The sequence below is a fragment of the Glaciibacter superstes DSM 21135 genome (assembly GCF_000421145.1).
Lineage (GTDB): Bacteria > Actinomycetota > Actinomycetes > Actinomycetales > Microbacteriaceae > Cryobacterium > Cryobacterium superstes.
Genome location: NZ_ATWH01000001.1, coordinates 1 through 15,705 on the forward strand (window position 1 = coordinate 1; position 15,705 = coordinate 15,705).

General features: G+C 65.1%; 16 protein-coding genes. 2 read left to right on the top strand and 14 right to left on the bottom strand.

What is annotated here, in order from left to right; genetic code table 11:
- A partial coding sequence (locus tag K323_RS0100005) for an HNH endonuclease signature motif containing protein (RefSeq protein ID WP_022883241.1) occupies positions 1-1,211 on the bottom strand: 1,211 nt, incomplete at its 3' end.
- A 178-nt stretch (positions 1,212-1,389) separates the two neighbouring features.
- Positions 1,390-2,247 carry a helix-turn-helix transcriptional regulator gene (locus K323_RS0100010; protein ID WP_022883242.1) on the bottom strand — a complete coding sequence of 286 codons (858 nt, stop codon included), beginning with the start codon at positions 2,245-2,247 and terminating at the stop codon, positions 1,390-1,392.
- A gap of 85 nt (positions 2,248-2,332) precedes the next feature.
- Here K323_RS0100010 and K323_RS0100015 point away from each other — a divergent pair, with 85 nt between their 5' ends.
- Positions 2,333-3,115: an SDR family NAD(P)-dependent oxidoreductase gene (locus tag K323_RS0100015; protein WP_022883243.1), complete on the top strand. Its 783-nt coding sequence runs from the start codon at positions 2,333-2,335 to the stop codon at positions 3,113-3,115.
- Positions 3,116-3,184: 69 nt separating this feature from the next.
- On the opposite strand, the gene K323_RS0100020 is transcribed toward K323_RS0100015, so the two are convergent.
- A complete protein-coding gene (locus K323_RS0100020; RefSeq protein WP_022883244.1) occupies positions 3,185-4,090 on the bottom strand; it encodes a tRNA pseudouridine synthase A in 906 nt (301 codons plus the stop codon).
- Positions 4,091-4,188: 98 nt separating this feature from the next.
- On the opposite strand from K323_RS0100020, the gene K323_RS23370 reads away from it, so the two are divergent.
- Complete coding sequence (locus K323_RS23370; RefSeq protein ID WP_022883245.1) at positions 4,189-6,099, top strand: acyltransferase family protein; 1,911 nt, start codon at positions 4,189-4,191, stop codon at positions 6,097-6,099.
- Positions 6,100-6,108: 9 nt separating this feature from the next.
- On the opposite strand, the gene K323_RS0100035 is transcribed toward K323_RS23370, so the two are convergent.
- The 11 genes from K323_RS0100035 to ptsP all read right to left on the bottom strand — a co-directional run bounded on the left by K323_RS0100035 (position 6,109) and on the right by ptsP (position 15,696).
- The gene (locus K323_RS0100035) at positions 6,109-7,167 is read right to left on the bottom strand and encodes a GNAT family N-acetyltransferase (protein ID WP_022883246.1); all 1,059 of its coding nucleotides are present in this window, start codon (positions 7,165-7,167) and stop codon (positions 6,109-6,111) included.
- Positions 7,168-7,391: 224 nt separating this feature from the next.
- Positions 7,392-8,129, bottom strand: coding sequence for a 50S ribosomal protein L17, sunset domain variant (gene rplQ, locus K323_RS0100040; RefSeq protein ID WP_022883247.1), 738 nt, complete (start codon positions 8,127-8,129; stop codon positions 7,392-7,394).
- 49 nt (positions 8,130-8,178) lie between these two features.
- The gene (locus tag K323_RS0100045; RefSeq protein ID WP_022883248.1) at positions 8,179-9,168 is read right to left on the bottom strand and encodes a DNA-directed RNA polymerase subunit alpha; all 990 of its coding nucleotides are present in this window, start codon (positions 9,166-9,168) and stop codon (positions 8,179-8,181) included.
- 128 nt (positions 9,169-9,296) lie between these two features.
- The gene (rpsK, locus tag K323_RS0100050) at positions 9,297-9,695 is read right to left on the bottom strand and encodes a 30S ribosomal protein S11 (RefSeq protein WP_022883249.1); all 399 of its coding nucleotides are present in this window, start codon (positions 9,693-9,695) and stop codon (positions 9,297-9,299) included.
- Between the two features lie 59 nt (positions 9,696-9,754).
- A complete protein-coding gene (gene rpsM / locus K323_RS0100055; RefSeq protein WP_022883250.1) occupies positions 9,755-10,129 on the bottom strand; it encodes a 30S ribosomal protein S13 in 375 nt (124 codons plus the stop codon).
- Between the two features lie 151 nt (positions 10,130-10,280).
- The gene (rpmJ, locus tag K323_RS0100060; protein WP_022883251.1) at positions 10,281-10,394 is read right to left on the bottom strand and encodes a 50S ribosomal protein L36; all 114 of its coding nucleotides are present in this window, start codon (positions 10,392-10,394) and stop codon (positions 10,281-10,283) included.
- Between the two features lie 64 nt (positions 10,395-10,458).
- Positions 10,459-10,680, bottom strand: coding sequence for a translation initiation factor IF-1 (gene infA, locus K323_RS0100065; RefSeq protein WP_022883252.1), 222 nt, complete (start codon positions 10,678-10,680; stop codon positions 10,459-10,461).
- Between the two features lie 169 nt (positions 10,681-10,849).
- Positions 10,850-12,019, bottom strand: a complete 1,170-nt coding sequence (locus K323_RS0100070) for a mannitol-1-phosphate 5-dehydrogenase (protein ID WP_022883253.1) — start codon at positions 12,017-12,019, stop codon at positions 10,850-10,852.
- Positions 12,016-12,456, bottom strand: a complete 441-nt coding sequence (locus K323_RS0100075) for a PTS mannitol transporter subunit IIA (protein WP_022883254.1) — start codon at positions 12,454-12,456, stop codon at positions 12,016-12,018. Before K323_RS0100075 ends, K323_RS0100070 begins: the two co-directional genes overlap by 4 nt.
- Complete coding sequence (locus K323_RS0100080; RefSeq protein ID WP_022883255.1) at positions 12,453-13,964, bottom strand: PTS mannitol transporter subunit IIBC; 1,512 nt, start codon at positions 13,962-13,964, stop codon at positions 12,453-12,455. The genes K323_RS0100075 and K323_RS0100080 overlap by 4 nt, the downstream gene beginning before the upstream one ends.
- Positions 13,965-14,028: 64 nt before the next feature.
- Positions 14,029-15,696, bottom strand: coding sequence for a phosphoenolpyruvate--protein phosphotransferase (ptsP, locus tag K323_RS0100085; RefSeq protein WP_022883256.1), 1,668 nt, complete (start codon positions 15,694-15,696; stop codon positions 14,029-14,031).
- Positions 15,697-15,705: the final 9 nt, after the last annotated feature.

Genomic DNA, 15,705 nt, shown 5'->3' on the forward strand with positions numbered 1-15,705 from the left:
GTGGTGACCGTGAGGCCGGTCGGTGTGGTGATGGAGACTCGACCATTCGGGAGGCGTTCGTAGTCGAATCGGCTGAGGTTCTTGCGACGGTTGCTCTTTTCGCAGAGCGGGAACAGGTTGTCTTCGTTGGTTCTGCCGTTGTCACGTACCCATTCTTCGAGATGGTCGACATCGGTGTCGTCGACGGCCCGGTTGCAGGTGGGATCGATGCAGTTCTCGAAGCGAAACGCGATCCAGTCCTTTTGCGCCTGGGTGGGGCGGTAACGTTCGCGGTCGTAGGTGAGCTTCTCACCGGTGAACGGGTTCGTGGCCACGCGCCTGAACGAGGGTGCCTCGGCGAACAGCCGGGCAGCGGAGTCGCGGTCGATGGTGCCATATCCGCGTAGTTCGATCGGCTCGTCTCCTCCGCCGATCATGGATAGCAGCGGCACAAGCAGCACGGGCCGCACTTTCGCGGCCGTTGGCGTGCCGTCACCCGCGAGCCACGCCGCGGCCAGATCGGCACGAATCTGGTCACGTGAACGCCAGTTGGAATCTCCGACCTTGGTCTTCTTCTGTTCTGCGCGGGAGGTGGCGTTGAGGCGGGACACGATACGAACGGCATCTGGTGCTGACAGGAGCGCGTGCACCCATGCCATGCCGTTTTCTGCCGGTTCCATCCACACGCCCCTGCCTGCGAACGCGCGAGCGTGTCGGGCTTCGGCGGGTTCCTCGTGCAGCTTCTCCTTCGCCCGTCTGGCACGTGCCCGGAACGCGGCCGGTGTGAGGGTTCCAGCCGGTTCGGCGAGCTGCTCATCGAAGAGTCGCACTGCGGTGTCGTCGTCCCAGCCGCTCAGCAGGTCGAGTGCCGCGCCGACATGCGCCGTCGTTGTCTCGCCTGCCGCGAATACGGCGCGCAGCCGGGGCAGCCGGTCTTCGAGTAGCTGCGCGCGGTGGGCCAACGTACGCACCTGACCTGCGGAGAGGTGAAGACGCAGGCCAGCGTCGAACGCCGCCGCTTCCTCGGCCAGCTCAAGCGCATCCCGCCCAGTAAGCCCTCCGGAACGCAGATAGACGTGCGGGTTCGCCCGCGCGAGCCGCATCAGCTCAGCGAGCGACGCCCACAACCGCGCCTGTGCCCGATTCGTCTCGGACTGCGAGGCCGTGGCTTCATCGAGGCGATCGAGGATCAAATCGAATCCGGTCGCTACGGTCTTGCCCGGTATTAACACGGCGGGACGTTTTCGTACAGGCACTTCTCATACAGACACTTCTCGTGCAGGGACGGCAAACGCATCCTGACTCCAGATCTCATCTCGGCACGAGTGACTCTGATAGGTCAACAATAGCACACAGCTTCGATTGTCTCCAACAATATCAAGGGGCAAACTCGCATTTATATACGTCGATTCAAATGGTTCTGCCTGCTGTGATGCCCTCGGTTCCCAGTACGTTCAGAAGAGCGAGAGCCTCCGCGTCACGGGAGCCTTGCGGCGCGGTGTACAACACGAGGTGCTGGTCGCGGTCCGCGATCCTCATGGAGTCGCAGTCAACCGTGATTTCGCCGACGGCTGGGTGCCGGAAAGTCTTCGTGAGCATCGGCGCCACTTGTACGTCCCGCCGCTCCCAGAGCCGGGCGAACTCAGGGCTGCCATCGCGGAGCTCGTCAACGAGGCCGCTCACCGTTGGATCAGTCGGATACCGGGCGAGCGTGGCGCGGAGTTGCATGACGACAGTCTGGCGAAACTCGGCGCCATCGGAGATTCCATAGAGAGGCGCATCAGGTTGCGCCGGCCCGAGGAACGCCTTCCGTGCAAGGTTGCGGTCCGCGGGGGCGAGCCCGGCAAAGTCCTCCATGAGAGCCGCCGCGAGATCGTTCCAGGCGAGAACCTCGAACGCGGCGGACATCACGAGCGCGGCCGTCTGGGGGAGCCGCTCGAGCAGCGCGAGGATACTCTGGCGTACATCGCGGGGATGCAGGCCGGACCGGATCGGGGCTGTGCCCGCGAGGAGGTGAAGGTGGTCGGACTCCGCATCAGTGAGTCGCAGGGCGCCTCCGATCCCGGCGAGCACCTCGCCTGATGGACGCGGCGCCCTGCCCTGCTCAAGCCGCACGTAGTATTCGGTGGAGATGTGCGCGAGCACCGCGATCTCTTCACGGCGGAGGCCCGGGGTCCTCCGCCGAGGACCAGACGGCAGGCCGACGTCTTCCGGCCGAAGCCGCTCGCGTCGGCTGCGGAGAAACGCTCCGAGGTCGTGCTTATCCATATCCCAAGTCTGCCCCTTATACGTCGACGGATCCTAGTACCGTCTGTGCCTGCATCCGCATCCAGTCTGGAACGACACTGGGGTCATGACAGACAACATCGACACCACCCCAATCGGCCTGCTCACCGACAAGGTCGTATTCATCACCGGCGCCAGTCGCGGCATCGGCGCAGCTGCGGCCAGGCTCTTCGCACGCGAGGGCGCCGCCGTCGTGCTCGCCGCCCGTAGTTCCGACGCCCTCGACCGCATCGTCTCTGAGATCCGCGCCGACGGAGGCGTCGCCGACGCCGCTGCCCTTGACCTCGCTGACCGTGCGAGTATCCGCGCTGCCGTCAACCGCGTCGAAGAGCTGCACGGGCGGCTCGACGGCGCCTTCAACAACGGCGCGGCCGTCCAGCAGCCCGGCCCGCTCGACACCACGAGCGACGACGACATCGACGAACAGTTCGCCGTGAACTTTCGCTCGCACTGGACCGCCATGACCGCCGAGGCCGCACTCATGCGACACAACGGAGGCGGAGCGATCGTCAACACCTCGAGTATCGGCAGCCGCCGCGCGAACCCCGCGCTCCCCGCATACGGCGCCATGAAGCGCGCCCTCAACAGCATCACCGAGACCGCAGCCGTGACCTGGGCACCCCAAGGCATCCGGGTGAACGGCATCACTCCCGGTGGCACCGCCACGGAGATGATTGACGCGTGGGAAGCGGCGACCCCCGGTGTCATCGAGCACATCAACGCGTCGATCCCCCTTGGCCGCATGGCCGAGCCCCACGAGGTCGCAGAGGTCGCCGCGTGGCTGCTCAGCGACCGCGCATCGATGGTAACCGGCGCGCTCGTGCCGGTTGACGGCGGTGCCGGCGCCTAAAGGACAGGCTGCGCTGATCGACGCAAGCCCCGGAGCACGCACCTGACACCCGCGAGGCCGCCGCGTTCGTCACTCTTCGGGGAGTTCCCGCCTGGCCCTGGTCTCGGCGGCACGAAGCGCGAGTTCCGCATCCGCGGGATACCCGACCTGGATGAGAGTGAGCCCGCGAGCCGGCATCACGGCGAACTCGCTGGTCCGCGCCCGGTCGATGCGCAGGTCGACCAGTCGCGAGCCAGCCAGTTTCCCCTCCCCAACCGCAACGGTAGCGCCGACCAACGCACGCACCATGCTGTGACAGAAGGCATCGGCCTTCAGCGACGCGATCAGCAACCCGTCGCCGTCCCGTCGCCAGCGGAAGTCCTGCAGCGTGCGGATCGTCGTCGCTCCTGGCCGTCGTTTACAGTACGCGGCAAAGTCGTGGAGGCCGACGAGGGTTGCAGCAGCAGCATCCATCGACTCCAGGTCGAGTGACGCATGATGCCACGTGGTGCGCACTCGCTGCAGCGGGTCGTGCAGGGCAGACGAATCCGCCAGCCGGTACTCGTAGCGCCGCCAGATGGCAGAAAAGCGGGAATCGAACCCAGGCGGTGGGACGGAGGCACCGAGGATCATGATGTCCGGTTGGCTGTTCAGGATGCCGCGGAGACGGTGCACGATCTCGTCAGCGAGAGTGGGCACCGGTTTCGGTTTGCCCTTGCCGTGACGCCGTCGAAGCAGCGCCCTGCACTGGTCATCGGTGAGGTCGAGGTGTGCCACCTGTCCGACCGCGTGCACTCCAGCATCCGTTCGACCAGCGACGACCAGCGTGGGGTACGGCGGATGCCGGCGAAGAATCGTCGCGAGAACCGCTTCAATCTGGCCCTGCACCGTGCGCTCCCCCGGCTGGCGGGCCCAGCCGCTGAAGTCGGTGCCGTCGTAGGCAATGTCGAGCCTGATCCGGGTGGTGGGGAGTTCGTCGCCGGCCGGATTGCTCATCCGCCCAGCTTATTCGCCTGGCCGGTTTCAGCCTGCCAGTTCAGTCGGTTGCTCCGCCCGGGTTATCGTGGATGGCGGGCCACGGCCCTCCCCCCAATATGACCTCCAGCATCGCCATTTCCAGCGCACCGGCTACGTCGCTGCCCGCAGCGGCGAGTTCGGTGACCCATCGGCTCGCCGGCCTCGACGGGCTCCGTGCCATTGCCGTCATCGCCGTCGTCGTCTATCACTTCTTCCCCTCCGCGCTCCCCGGAGGATTCATCGGCGTCGACGTATTCTTCGTGATCAGCGGCTTCCTGATCACCGGCCTTCTGGTCGCCGAGCACCAGCGCTTCGGTCACCTCTCGCTCGCGAGGTTCTGGCAGCGCAGGGTGCGGCGACTGGTGCCGCCCCTCATCCCCCTGGTGCTGATCTGCTGCACCGTCGCCTGGCTCATCGGCGGCGACATCCTGGTCGGCATCGGCTGGCAGCTCGCTGGTGCGTCGACATTCAGCTATAACTGGGTGTCGATCGCGAGCGACGCGAGTTATTTCAGCAGCGGGCAGCCAGAGCTGTTCCGCAACCTGTGGTCGCTCGCCGTCGAAGAGCAGTTCTACCTCTTGTGGCCGCTGGCGCTGCTCGCCGTCCTCCTCATCAGAAAGCCGCGACTTCGCCTGGTCGTCGTCTGCGTTGCGGCTCTGGCTTCCGCGGCCTCGATGGCGATGCTCTACCAGCCAGGCGCCGACCCGACCCGCGTCTATTACGGTTCCGACACCCACAGCTTCGGCCTGCTCATCGGTGCGGCGCTGGCCATGCTGCTTCGGCGCCCGAGTTCCCAGCGCAACGAACTGCCGCGCATCCGCCCGTGGCTGGGACTGGTTGCACTCCTCGGTGTCGTTGGCGCAGCAATCTGGCTCCCAGACGACGGCACGGTGACCTATCGCGGAGGCCTGGTCGTCGTCTGCCTGCTGACCGCCGTCGTAATCTGGGCCGGCGTGCGCGGTGGCCGGTTCGGCCGCGCACTCGATTGGCGCCCCCTCCGCTACATCGGTGAGCGTTCGTACGGCATCTACCTGTGGCACTGGCCGGTCATCGTATTGCTGCTCGCCGCGTGGCCGACGCCTGACGCAGCATCCGTCGCCTGGCCGCCGCTGATCGCCATCGCCGTGACCCTCCTGGCCGCCGCGTGTTCCTACCGTTGGCTCGAGCAGCCGATTCGCCGGCTGGGGCTCCGCGGAACACTGCGGATCGTCACCCGATTGTCTGACGGTTCGAGGCTCCGCACGCAGTTCATCGTGGCAACAGCGGTCGCCGCCCTCTTCCTCACGGCCGGAACGACGGCCGCTATCGCGTCTGCACCCAGCATGTCGAGCGCGCAGGCCGCCATCGAACGCGGCCAGCGGGCAGCGGATGCCGCGGCGCGCGCCGCCGAGAAAGCCGCAGAGGAAGCCGCTCGCCAGGCCGCCAGGCGCCAGGCGCCAGCGCCGGCCGGGGCGATTCCCACCGGTGACAAGATCACCGCCGTCGGCGATTCCGTCATGCTCGCCGCGGCGCCGGAACTACAGGCCAGCTTCCCCGGAATCGCCATCGACGCTGCGGTGTCGCGCAGCATGCAGACCGCGCCGGCAATCCTCACGTCGCTGGCGGACACTGGACAGCTGAGGCCTGTCGTTCTCGTCGGCCTCGGCACGAACGGCCCGATCGACGAGGCAGACCTCGCCGCGATCGAGTCGATACTGGGGCCAGATCGAGAACTCGTGGTGATCAACACCTTCGCCGACCGCGACTGGATCGCCGGGGTCAACCAGGCGCTTGCCGAGTTCTCCGCTGAACACCGTCTCGTCGAGCTCGCGGACTGGAGCACGGCGATCGCCCCGCACACCGACGTTCTCGCCGAAGACAACATTCACCCTGGTCCGACCGGTGGGCGAATCTACGCCGATTGCGTCGCCGCGGCGCTGGAGCGGCTGACCGATCTGCCGCCTCCGAAGCAGCCGACGGAAATCAGGAAGCGGCCTCCGCGCGACTAACTTGCCGCGTCACAGCTCGAGTACAAACGCACGCTTGCTGTGGGTGCGAGCGAAGCCCATGCCCGTGTAGAGGTCGAGTGCGCCCGTCGGGCTGTTCGAGTCGACGTCGAGTGTCGCCCGGTCGAGCCCGAGGGCTCGGCCTGCGTCGAGGTGTGCGGTCAGCAGGGCGCTGGCGATGTGCCGGCCCCGCCACTCGGCCAGCACGCCGACCATGCTGATGTAACTGCTACTGAAGCCCTGGTGCGGCCAGTCGCCCTCGTTGACGGCGGCCAACAGGAAACCCACCACGTGTTCGCCGGCGCCCGGTTCGCCGTCGTCTGGTGCGCCGACCAGTGCCGCGAAGGAGAGTTCTGCTCGAAACGTGGAGCCGTGCACAACCAGCTGCCAGCCTTCCTCGCTGAGAGGCTGGCTTCCCCAGTTGTCGGCGAATGCCGCGTCCCTCGCGGCATGGATCTCGGCCGACAGAGCCACGCTGAATGGCACCAGACGGATGCCGTCGGCCGGTTGCACCCGCGTGATCGGCTCGGTCAGACCGCGTCCCAAACCCAAAAAGTAGCGCGATAACGCGAGACCGTTCCTTTCGAACAAGGCCTGGTTCTGGGGCGCCCGCCCATCCGCATAGGCAACGATCCACCCCGGGAGCGTTTTCTGTGAGGCCGCAAGCTGCTGCCTGGCACGACCGATCTGCCAGTCGAACAGCGCCTGTCCGATTCCTCGCCGCCGCCTCGCCGGGTGCACGCCACCGAGCAGGATCGAGCGCACCAACGTTCGTTGCCTCGGCGGCATGACCGCCATGCCGTGCGCGATCAATTCGCCGCCGGAGTCGATCCCGACCAGCGAATCCTGCTCCGGGTGGTAGTAGCTGAGAGCGCGGAATGCCTTCAGGCTCTCCCTGGTCATCAGATGATTGGGGTGGTCGATCTCCCCGATCCGCTGATGCAGGTGCCAGAGTGCATCGACGTCGGCATCCGTCGCAGGCCGCCACCTGGCAACCGACGGATGCGTCGGAACAGCCAATCGCTCGGGTGCGGCCACGCGCTCGCTCAGTGGCCGTGATTCGCCAGCCATGTTCAGATGGTAACCCTCGGCGCTGAACTCCGCCCAGAGTCGCCATTTGCGCCCAGTGACCCCGCTGCAACGGCGACTGTCGGCACAACCGGCGACAACGGCGGGCACGCGGCCGGCGACACGCAGCGGGCACGCAGGAGAGGCCCGACCGAAGTCGGGCCCCTCGTGTTAGTTCTTACTGCAGATGGTTCAGGTTACTCAGTGCCGCTCTACTCAGTGCCGCTCTACTCGGCGTCGCTCTGCTCAGCGTCGCTCTGCTCAGCGTCGCTCTGCGCGCCAGGTGCAACGAAGCCGGCGGCCTCTGCGGCCTCCGCCGTTGTGAACCAGACCTCGGCGACGGTCTTCTCGTACCACTGAGACTCGACCGTGTGGTACTTCATCGAGTCTTTGTTGCCCTTGACCGTGTACTCGTCAGACGGAGCTGAACCGTCTTCACGTGGCGCGGCCGAACCGGCACCGTACTCGCCTTCAGCCACCGCTGCGGCCTCAGAAGCGGGAGCTTCGTCAGTCTCAGCGGCCGGAGCCTCATCGGCTTCCGGCGTGCCGATCGGCTCTGCGGTCTTCGCCGATGCGGTCTTGGTCTTGGCCGGCTTCTTCGGGGTGACCGGCTCGAGAACGAGCTCGATCTGCACCATCGAGGCGTTGTCTCCCTTGCGGAAGCCCAGCTTCGTGATGCGCGTGTAGCCGCCTTCGCGTTCCGCAACGAGCGGTGCGATCTGGGTGAAGAGCTCGTGCACGACGGACTTGTCACCGATCGTGGCGAGCACACGCCGACGGGAGTGCAAGTCGCCGCGCTTGGCGAACGTGATCAGTCGCTCAGCAACCGGACGCAGGCGCTTGGCCTTGGTCTCCGTCGTCTTGATCGACTTGTGGGTGAACAGAGCAGCAGCCAGGTTGGCGAGCATGAGGCGCTCGTGCGCCGGGCCGCCACCGAGGCGGGGTCCCTTAGTGGGTGTAGGCATAGTCGGTAATCTCCAGTATCAAAAGTAAAAGGCAGTCGAGCGACGCGCCTTAGACGGTCTCTTCGTCGTAACCGCTGTAGAAGTGCGCGCCGTCGAAGCCGGGCACGGAATCCTTCAGCGACAGGCCGAGCTCGACGAGCTTGTCCTTGACCTCATCCACCGACTTCTGTCCGAAGTTGCGGATGTTCATGAGCTGGGTCTCCGACAGGGCAACCAGTTCACTGACGTTGTTGATGCCCTCGCGCTTGAGACAGTTGTACGAACGCACAGAAAGATCCAGGTCTTCGATCGGGACCGACAGTTCGTTCGAGAGCACGGCGTCAACCGGCGCCGGGCCGATCTCAATGCCCTCAGCAGCGGTGTTGAGCTCGCGGGCCAGGCCGAACAGCTCGGTCAGGGTGCGACCAGCGGATGCGATGGCGTCGCGGGGCGTGATGGCCGACTTGGTCTCGACGTCGACGACCAGACGGTCGAAGTCCGTGCGCTCACCGGCACGCGTCGCCTCGACGCGGTAAGTGACCTTGAGCACGGGTGAGTAGATCGAGTCGACCGGAATCTGGCCGGCCTCAGAGAACTCGTTGCGGTTCTGGGTAGCCGACACGTAGCCGCGGCCACGCTCGATGGTTAGCTCGAGTTCGAACTTGGCCTTGTCGTTCAGGGTCGCGATGACCAGCTCGGGGTTGTGAACCTCGACACCGGCAGGAGCCGAGATGTCGGCCGCGGTGACCTGGCCGGAACCCTGCTTGCGCAGGTACGCGGTGATCGGCTCGTCGTGCTCGCTCGAGACGACGAGTCCCTTGATGTTCAGGATGATCTCGGTGACATCTTCCTTGACACCGGGGACGGTGCTGAATTCGTGCAGCACGCCGTCGATACGGATGCTGGTGACCGCAGCGCCGGGAATCGAGGAGAGCAGGGTGCGACGAAGCGAGTTACCGAGGGTGTATCCGAAGCCAGGCTCGAGCGGCTCGATGACGAACCGTGAGCGGAACTCCGAGATGTTCTCTTCGGTGAGCGTTGGACGCTGTGCAATGAGCACTATTGATTCCTTTCGGCTAAGTGTCCGCTATATGACACTTAAATGGCGAGGTTATTGAGTTGTATCCGCTCGTGAGCGACGACCGCAAAGCGGCCGCCGCTCACGTGAGCGGGAAATGTTACTGATCCTTAAACGCGGCGACGCTTGGGCGGACGGCATCCGTTGTGCGCCTGCGGGGTGACGTCATTGATCGAACCGACCTCGAGGCCTGCGGCCTGGAGCGAACGGATCGCGGTCTCGCGGCCGGAGCCGGGTCCCTTGACAAAAACGTCGACCTTCTTCATGCCGTGCTCCTGCGCCTGGCGGGCAGCAGATTCGGCTGCCAGCTGTGCGGCGAACGGAGTCGACTTGCGCGAACCCTTGAAGCCAACGCCGCCGGACGAAGCCCAGCTGATGACCGCACCGGTGGTGTCGGTGATCGAGACGATGGTGTTGTTGAAGGTGCTCTTGATGTGGGCCTGGCCCACAGCGACGTTCTTCTTTTCTTTCTTACGCGGCTTCCGAACGGCCGACTTTGGTGCTGCCATGATTTCTCCTGAATCCCTGTACTAAATATGTACGTTGGCGAGGCGAGCTAGGCGGCGGCCTAGCGAGCCTTCTTCTTGCCGGCTACGGTGCGCTTGGGTCCCTTGCGGGTACGCGCGTTGGTCTTGGTGCGCTGGCCGCGAACGGGCAGGCCCTTGCGGTGGCGAATGCCCTCGTAGCTACCGATCTCGACCTTGCGGCGGATGTCGGCGGCGACCTCACGGCGGAGGTCACCCTCAACCTTGAAGGATCCTTCGATGTAGTCACGGAGCGTGATCAGCTGTTCGTCGCTGAGGTCCTTGACTCGGATGTTTCCGTCGATTTCGGTGTCGGCGAGGGTCTTGAGTGCCCTCGTGCGGCCAACACCGTAGATGTAAGTCAGTGCAACTTCCACGCGCTTTTCGCGTGGAATGTCAACGCCGGCTAGACGTGCCATGGTGGCTTCTCCTGTGAGTGAGTGGAGGTCTGTAACAATCCCTGTGCATCGGCCTCCAACCGATGGTGTCACCCGTGAGGGTTCCCGGAATTGCTATTTCTCGTATTGAGTTGTGTCTCGACGAGCTCGACGTTGATCGAGCTTGTCGAGATCAGCCCTGGCGCTGCTTGTGACGTGGGTTCTCGCAGATGACCATGACATTGCCGTTACGGCGGATGACCTTGCACTTGTCACAGATCTTCTTGACGCTGGGGTTGACCTTCATAATGATTCCTTGTTCGCTGTCTTCGTACCCTCAGAATGCCGAGGGCCGTTACTTACAGCAGTCGTTACTTGTAGCGGTAGACGATCCGGCCGCGGGTCAGGTCGTAAGGGCTCAACTCCACGATCACGCGGTCCTCTGGGAGGATGCGGATGTAGTGCTGGCGCATCTTGCCCGAGATGTGGGCAAGAACTTTGTGGCCGTTGGTCAACTCGACGCGAAACATCGCGTTGGGAAGAGCTTCGACTACTGCACCCTCGATTTCGATGACACCGTCTTTTTTGGCCATAGCCTCACTGTCGCTCAAATATTGATTGCTGGTCATGCGTGGGAGTGGGTGAAAATGGCACACCCCAAGCGGAGTGCCGACACCAAGGGTCAATCCTATGCTATGTTCTTGCCTTTTGGCAATCCGGCCCTATAATCTGCGGCCGGCCCATTCGACTTGCCCGTTTCGATCAATCTGCCTGTGCCCGCTGGGCGAGGGCGACCTGCCGCACGACGTCGGCGAAGAGCGGATGCCCCGAGTCGAGCCCCGTGATCTGCCTCGCAACCGACTCCGGGGCCTCAGCGCCCAGCAGCTCCTTCAGTTCGACGCTCTGCTCGTCGGTCGGCACATCAAAACGCAGCGCAGCCCCGATGGCCTCCAGCAGCGCGACGGGGGTACCCCCGGACTCGGCGATCTCCGCCGCCGGCCCGATGAAGCGTTCGCTCCGGCTGAGCTTGCGCAGCGGTTGCCGCCCGACCCGTTCGACAGTATCCGGGAGGGCAGGGTTTTCGAAGCGAACCAGGATCTTCTCGCGGTACGCACGCTGCGACTCCTCGTCGAGACCGTGCTTTGCCACAAGCAGGGCCGAGGTCTCCTCGAGCACCCGGCGCACGGCATCCGCCACCGCAGGCACGCGGATCGCATCGGAGATTTTCGACACGCCTGCCTCAAAGCCGAGATAGGCGAGCGTGGCATGGCCGGTGTTGACGGTGAACAGCTTGCGTTCGATGAACGGGGTGAGGTCGTCGACGTAGGTGGCTCCTGGGATCTGTGGCGGCGGGCCGTCGAACGCACTCTGCTCGATGACCCATTCGTAGAACTTCTCCACGGTCACGTCAATTACGGTCACGTCGGTGCCGTCGTCTGCCTGGCCTGGCACGATGCGGTCGACGGCCGTGTTGGCGAACACGGCGCGGTTGCCGACGATCTCCCACTCATCGTCGTCGATATTGTCCATCACGTGTTCGCCCAACTGGTCGGTCGCGTTGATGGCGTTCTCGCAGGCGAGCACGGCGAGTGGAGGAAGTGAATCGTCACGGCGCTGCAATGCCGCAGCGATCACCGGGGCGACAAAGCGAAGCACGTTCGGTCCGACGGCGGTCGTCACGACATCGGCCGTCGCGATCTCGTCGATGAGCTCGTCTTCCTGGGCCTGGCTGTTGATCGCGCGGAAGTTATCGACCACCCGATCCTGGGACTCCTCCCCCACCTCGTGTACGACGTAACTCGTCGCCCCGCGCAATGCATCGATGAGTGTGGCGTTCACATCGGCGAAGACAACCTCGTAACCGGCTTCGTGCAGCAGAAGCCCGACAAAACCGCGCCCGATGTTGCCCGCGCCGAAGTGAACAGCCTTCATTCTGCGTTGACCTCCTGCAGCAGGGAGAATATCTCCTCTGCCGAACCGGCGTCGACCAGCTTCGCCACTTCGTCTTCGTCGGAGAACACCACGGCGATCTTGGAGAGGATCTCAAGATGCTCGTTGTTCAGGCCGGCGATACCGACCGTGAACCGCACCTGGTCGCCGTTCCAGTCGATCGGCTCGGCGTAGCGCACCAGCGACAATGCTGAACGTTGGATCGAGTCCTTCGCCTCGTTGGTGCCGTGTGGGATGGCGAGGAAGTTGCCCATATACGTCGAGACGGAACCTTCGCGCTCCAGCATCGAGTCGATGTAGTCCTCGCGCACCGCACCGGCCGCCACCAGCAGCGCACCGGCCTCACGGATCGCTTCGTCCCGCGTGGTGGCGTGGCCTGCAGCCACCACGTTCGACTGTTCCAGGATGTTCTGGGTCATTGACCGTCTCCTTCGCTCGTGCTCCGGTTGATCCGTTCGACGACTTCATCGTACTTCGGGCTGTTCATGAAGTTATCGACGGAGACGTGCACGGAGTCTGGCGACTGCTGCCTCGCCCGGTCGGTGAGATCCTGGTGGGTGATGACCAGGTCGGCCGAGCCGTCGAGGTTCGCGATCGCCTGGTTGGTGACCGTGACTCCGCTGATTCCTGCCTTCTTGATCTTGTTGCGGAGAACGGATGCTCCCATGGCGCTCGATCCCATACCGGCGTCGCAGGCGAACACGATGTTTCGGAGCTCACGGGTCGCCGTCGTGCCAGGCGCGCCGGCGGCATCCGTCGACTGAGCATCCGCCGCAGAACCGACGGTTGCACCCAGGCCGCCAAGAACCGAGCTGGACTTGCCCTTGTTCGCCTCGGTCTGCGCAACGGCCGCGCTCAGGTCGCCGTCTTCACCCGCCGCCAGGTCTTTCTTGCGGCTGGCGCGGAGGATCACGGCGGCGATCAGGAAGGAGACGGCCGCAGCACCGATGACCGACAGGATGACGCCGACGTAACTGTCGGGAGATGTCTGGATCAGCACCGCGATGATGCTGCCAGGCGACGCCGGGGCGCGAAGCCCGGTCTGGAACGCCACGTTGATGGCCACGCCGGTCATGCCGCCGCCGATGGCGGCAAGGACCAGCATCGGCTTCATCAGCACGTACGGGAAGTAGATCTCGTGGATGCCACCGAAGAACTGGATGATAATCGCGCCTGGTGCGCTGGCCTTGGCAATACCGAGGCCGAAGAACGAGAAGGCCAGAAGGATACCGAGGCCGGGGCCGGGGTTCGCCTCGAGCAGGAACAGAATCGACTTGCCCGTCTCCTCGACCTGCTGCACGCCGAGCGGGGTGAGCACGCCGTGGTTGATCGCGTTGTTCAGGAACAGGATCTTGCCCGGCTCGATGAAGATGCTTGCCAGTGGCAACAGGCTGAGCGAGATCAGCCAGTCGACGGCGAGCTCAAGAATGTTGCTCAGCCAGGTGACGGCCGGTGCGATACCGAGGAATGCCAGCAGCGCCAGGATCATGCCGAGGATGCCGGACGAGAAGTTATCGATGAGCATCTCGAAGCCGGGCTTGACCTTGCCTTCCCAGAGCTTCTCGACCCGTTTCAGGATCCACGCCGACAGGGGGCCGACGATCATGGCACCGATGAACATGGGGATGTCGCTGCCGACGATCACGCCCATCGTCGCGATGGTCCCGATCACCCCTCCGCGGGTCCCGTAGATCATGCGGCCGCCCTGGTTCGCGATCAGGAGCGGGAGCAGGTAGAAGATCATCGGGTCGACGAGGGAGCCGAGCGTCTCATTCGGTGTCCACCCGGTGGGGATGAAGAATGCGGTGATCAGCCCCCAGGCGATGAACGCCGGGATGTTGGGCATGACCATACCGCTCAGGAAGGTGCCGAAGCGCTGCACGTGGACTCGTCCACCCTTGCCCTTCTGTGGCGACGTCGTTGTCATTTCGGTTCCTCTTTCATGGGGGTGGAGCTTCGGGGTGGGGTGTGGAAGTCCTGAACGGAGTGGTTCAGGCGGGAACGGTCAGGTTGGCGGCGGCATCCGTCACCGCTGTGCGAGCGGATGCCGCGCCATCGGCTGCGAGGGCGGCCTGGGCGAGGAGCCTGGCCTGTTCAAGGGTGAAGCGGGAGAGACTCGCACGCACATCCGCGAGCGCTGAGGCAGACATCGACAGGCTGGTCGCGCCGAGGCCGACCAGCACGACGGCGAGCAGCGGGTCGGCCGCGGCCTCACCGCAGATGCCCACCGGCTTCCCCAGGGCGGCGCCAGCAGCGCCGACCTCGCCGACGAGTTTCAACACGGCCGGGTGCCAGGGGTCCTGGAATCCGGCGACGCTGCCCAGCATGCGGTCGGCGGCCAGGGTGTATTGCGTCAGGTCGTTGGTTCCGATGCTGGCGAAATCGGCGTGGGCGAGCACCCGGTCGGCCAGCAGCGCCAACGATGGCACCTCCACCATGACGCCGGCGGTCTTCAAACCGAGCTCGTGTGCGAGGGAGACGAAATACTCGGTCTCCTCCACCGTCGCCACCATCGGGGCCATCACCCAGACCTCGGCATCCGTTGTCGCATCGGCGTTGGCGAGCGCCGTCAGCTGCTCGCGCAGGAGGTCTTCATTCGCGCGAAGTGCACGGAGGCCACGGAGGCCGAGCGCCGGATTCTCCTCGTCTGCGTCGTTGAGGAATGCCAGCGGCTTGTCTGCGCCGGCGTCGAGCGCCCGCACCACGACCTTCTTGCCTGCGAACTCACGGAGCATGCGCGTGTACTGCTCCTGCTGCTGCATGACGGTCGGGGCAGACGACGAGCCGAGGAAGAGGAACTCGGTGCGGAACAGGCCGACGCCCTCCGCGCCGAGTTCGACGGCCCTGGCCGCACCATCGGCGTTGCCGAGGTTCGCCAGGAGCGGCACCGCGGTGCCGTCGGCGAGCGCACCCGGCCCGATCGGGGCGTCCGCTCGCGCGGCGCGCTCAGCGATGCGGGCCTCTGCCGCTGTGAGGGCGCCGGCATCCGGGTCGCTGTTCACGAGGCTGTTGGCTGCATCCAGGATGACCGTGTCTCCGTCGGAAAGGCCGGCGGCATCCGTCACCCCGACGATCGCGACTATCGACTTCTCCCTCGCAAGGATCGCGGTGTGCGAGGTCGGACCGCCGTCGCTGGTGATCAGCCCGAGCACCTTGTCGAGGTCGAGGAGGGCGGTGTCGGCAGGCGCAAGGTCGCGGGCGACCAGAATGAACGGATGATCGGGGTCTGGCACCCCTGGAGCGGGGAGTCCGCCGAGCTCGGCGACCACCCGCTGGGAGACATCGTCGAGGTCGGCGGCACGCTCGGCCATGTAGCCGCCCATCTCGACGAGCAGGTCGCGGAATGCGGCGAACGCTTCGAATGTCGCGCGCTCGGCCGTCTTACCGTCGGCAAGCCGCACGGTGACGTCGTCGACGAGGGTGGGGTCCTCCGCCATCATCGCCTGGGCTTCGAGCACGTCCTGTGCCGATCCGCCCGCGCGAGCGCCGCGAGCGGTCAGGTCAGCCGCGACAGCGGCGAGCGCAACGCGCGCCCGTTCACCTTCCTGCTCCGGCGTCAGTCCGCTTCGGGCTTCAGGGGGTTCGGGAAGTGGATCCGACATCCGGACCACCGGCCCGATTGCGACACCCTGGCCGATACCGATTCCGTGCAGTTCCATCACAGCTCC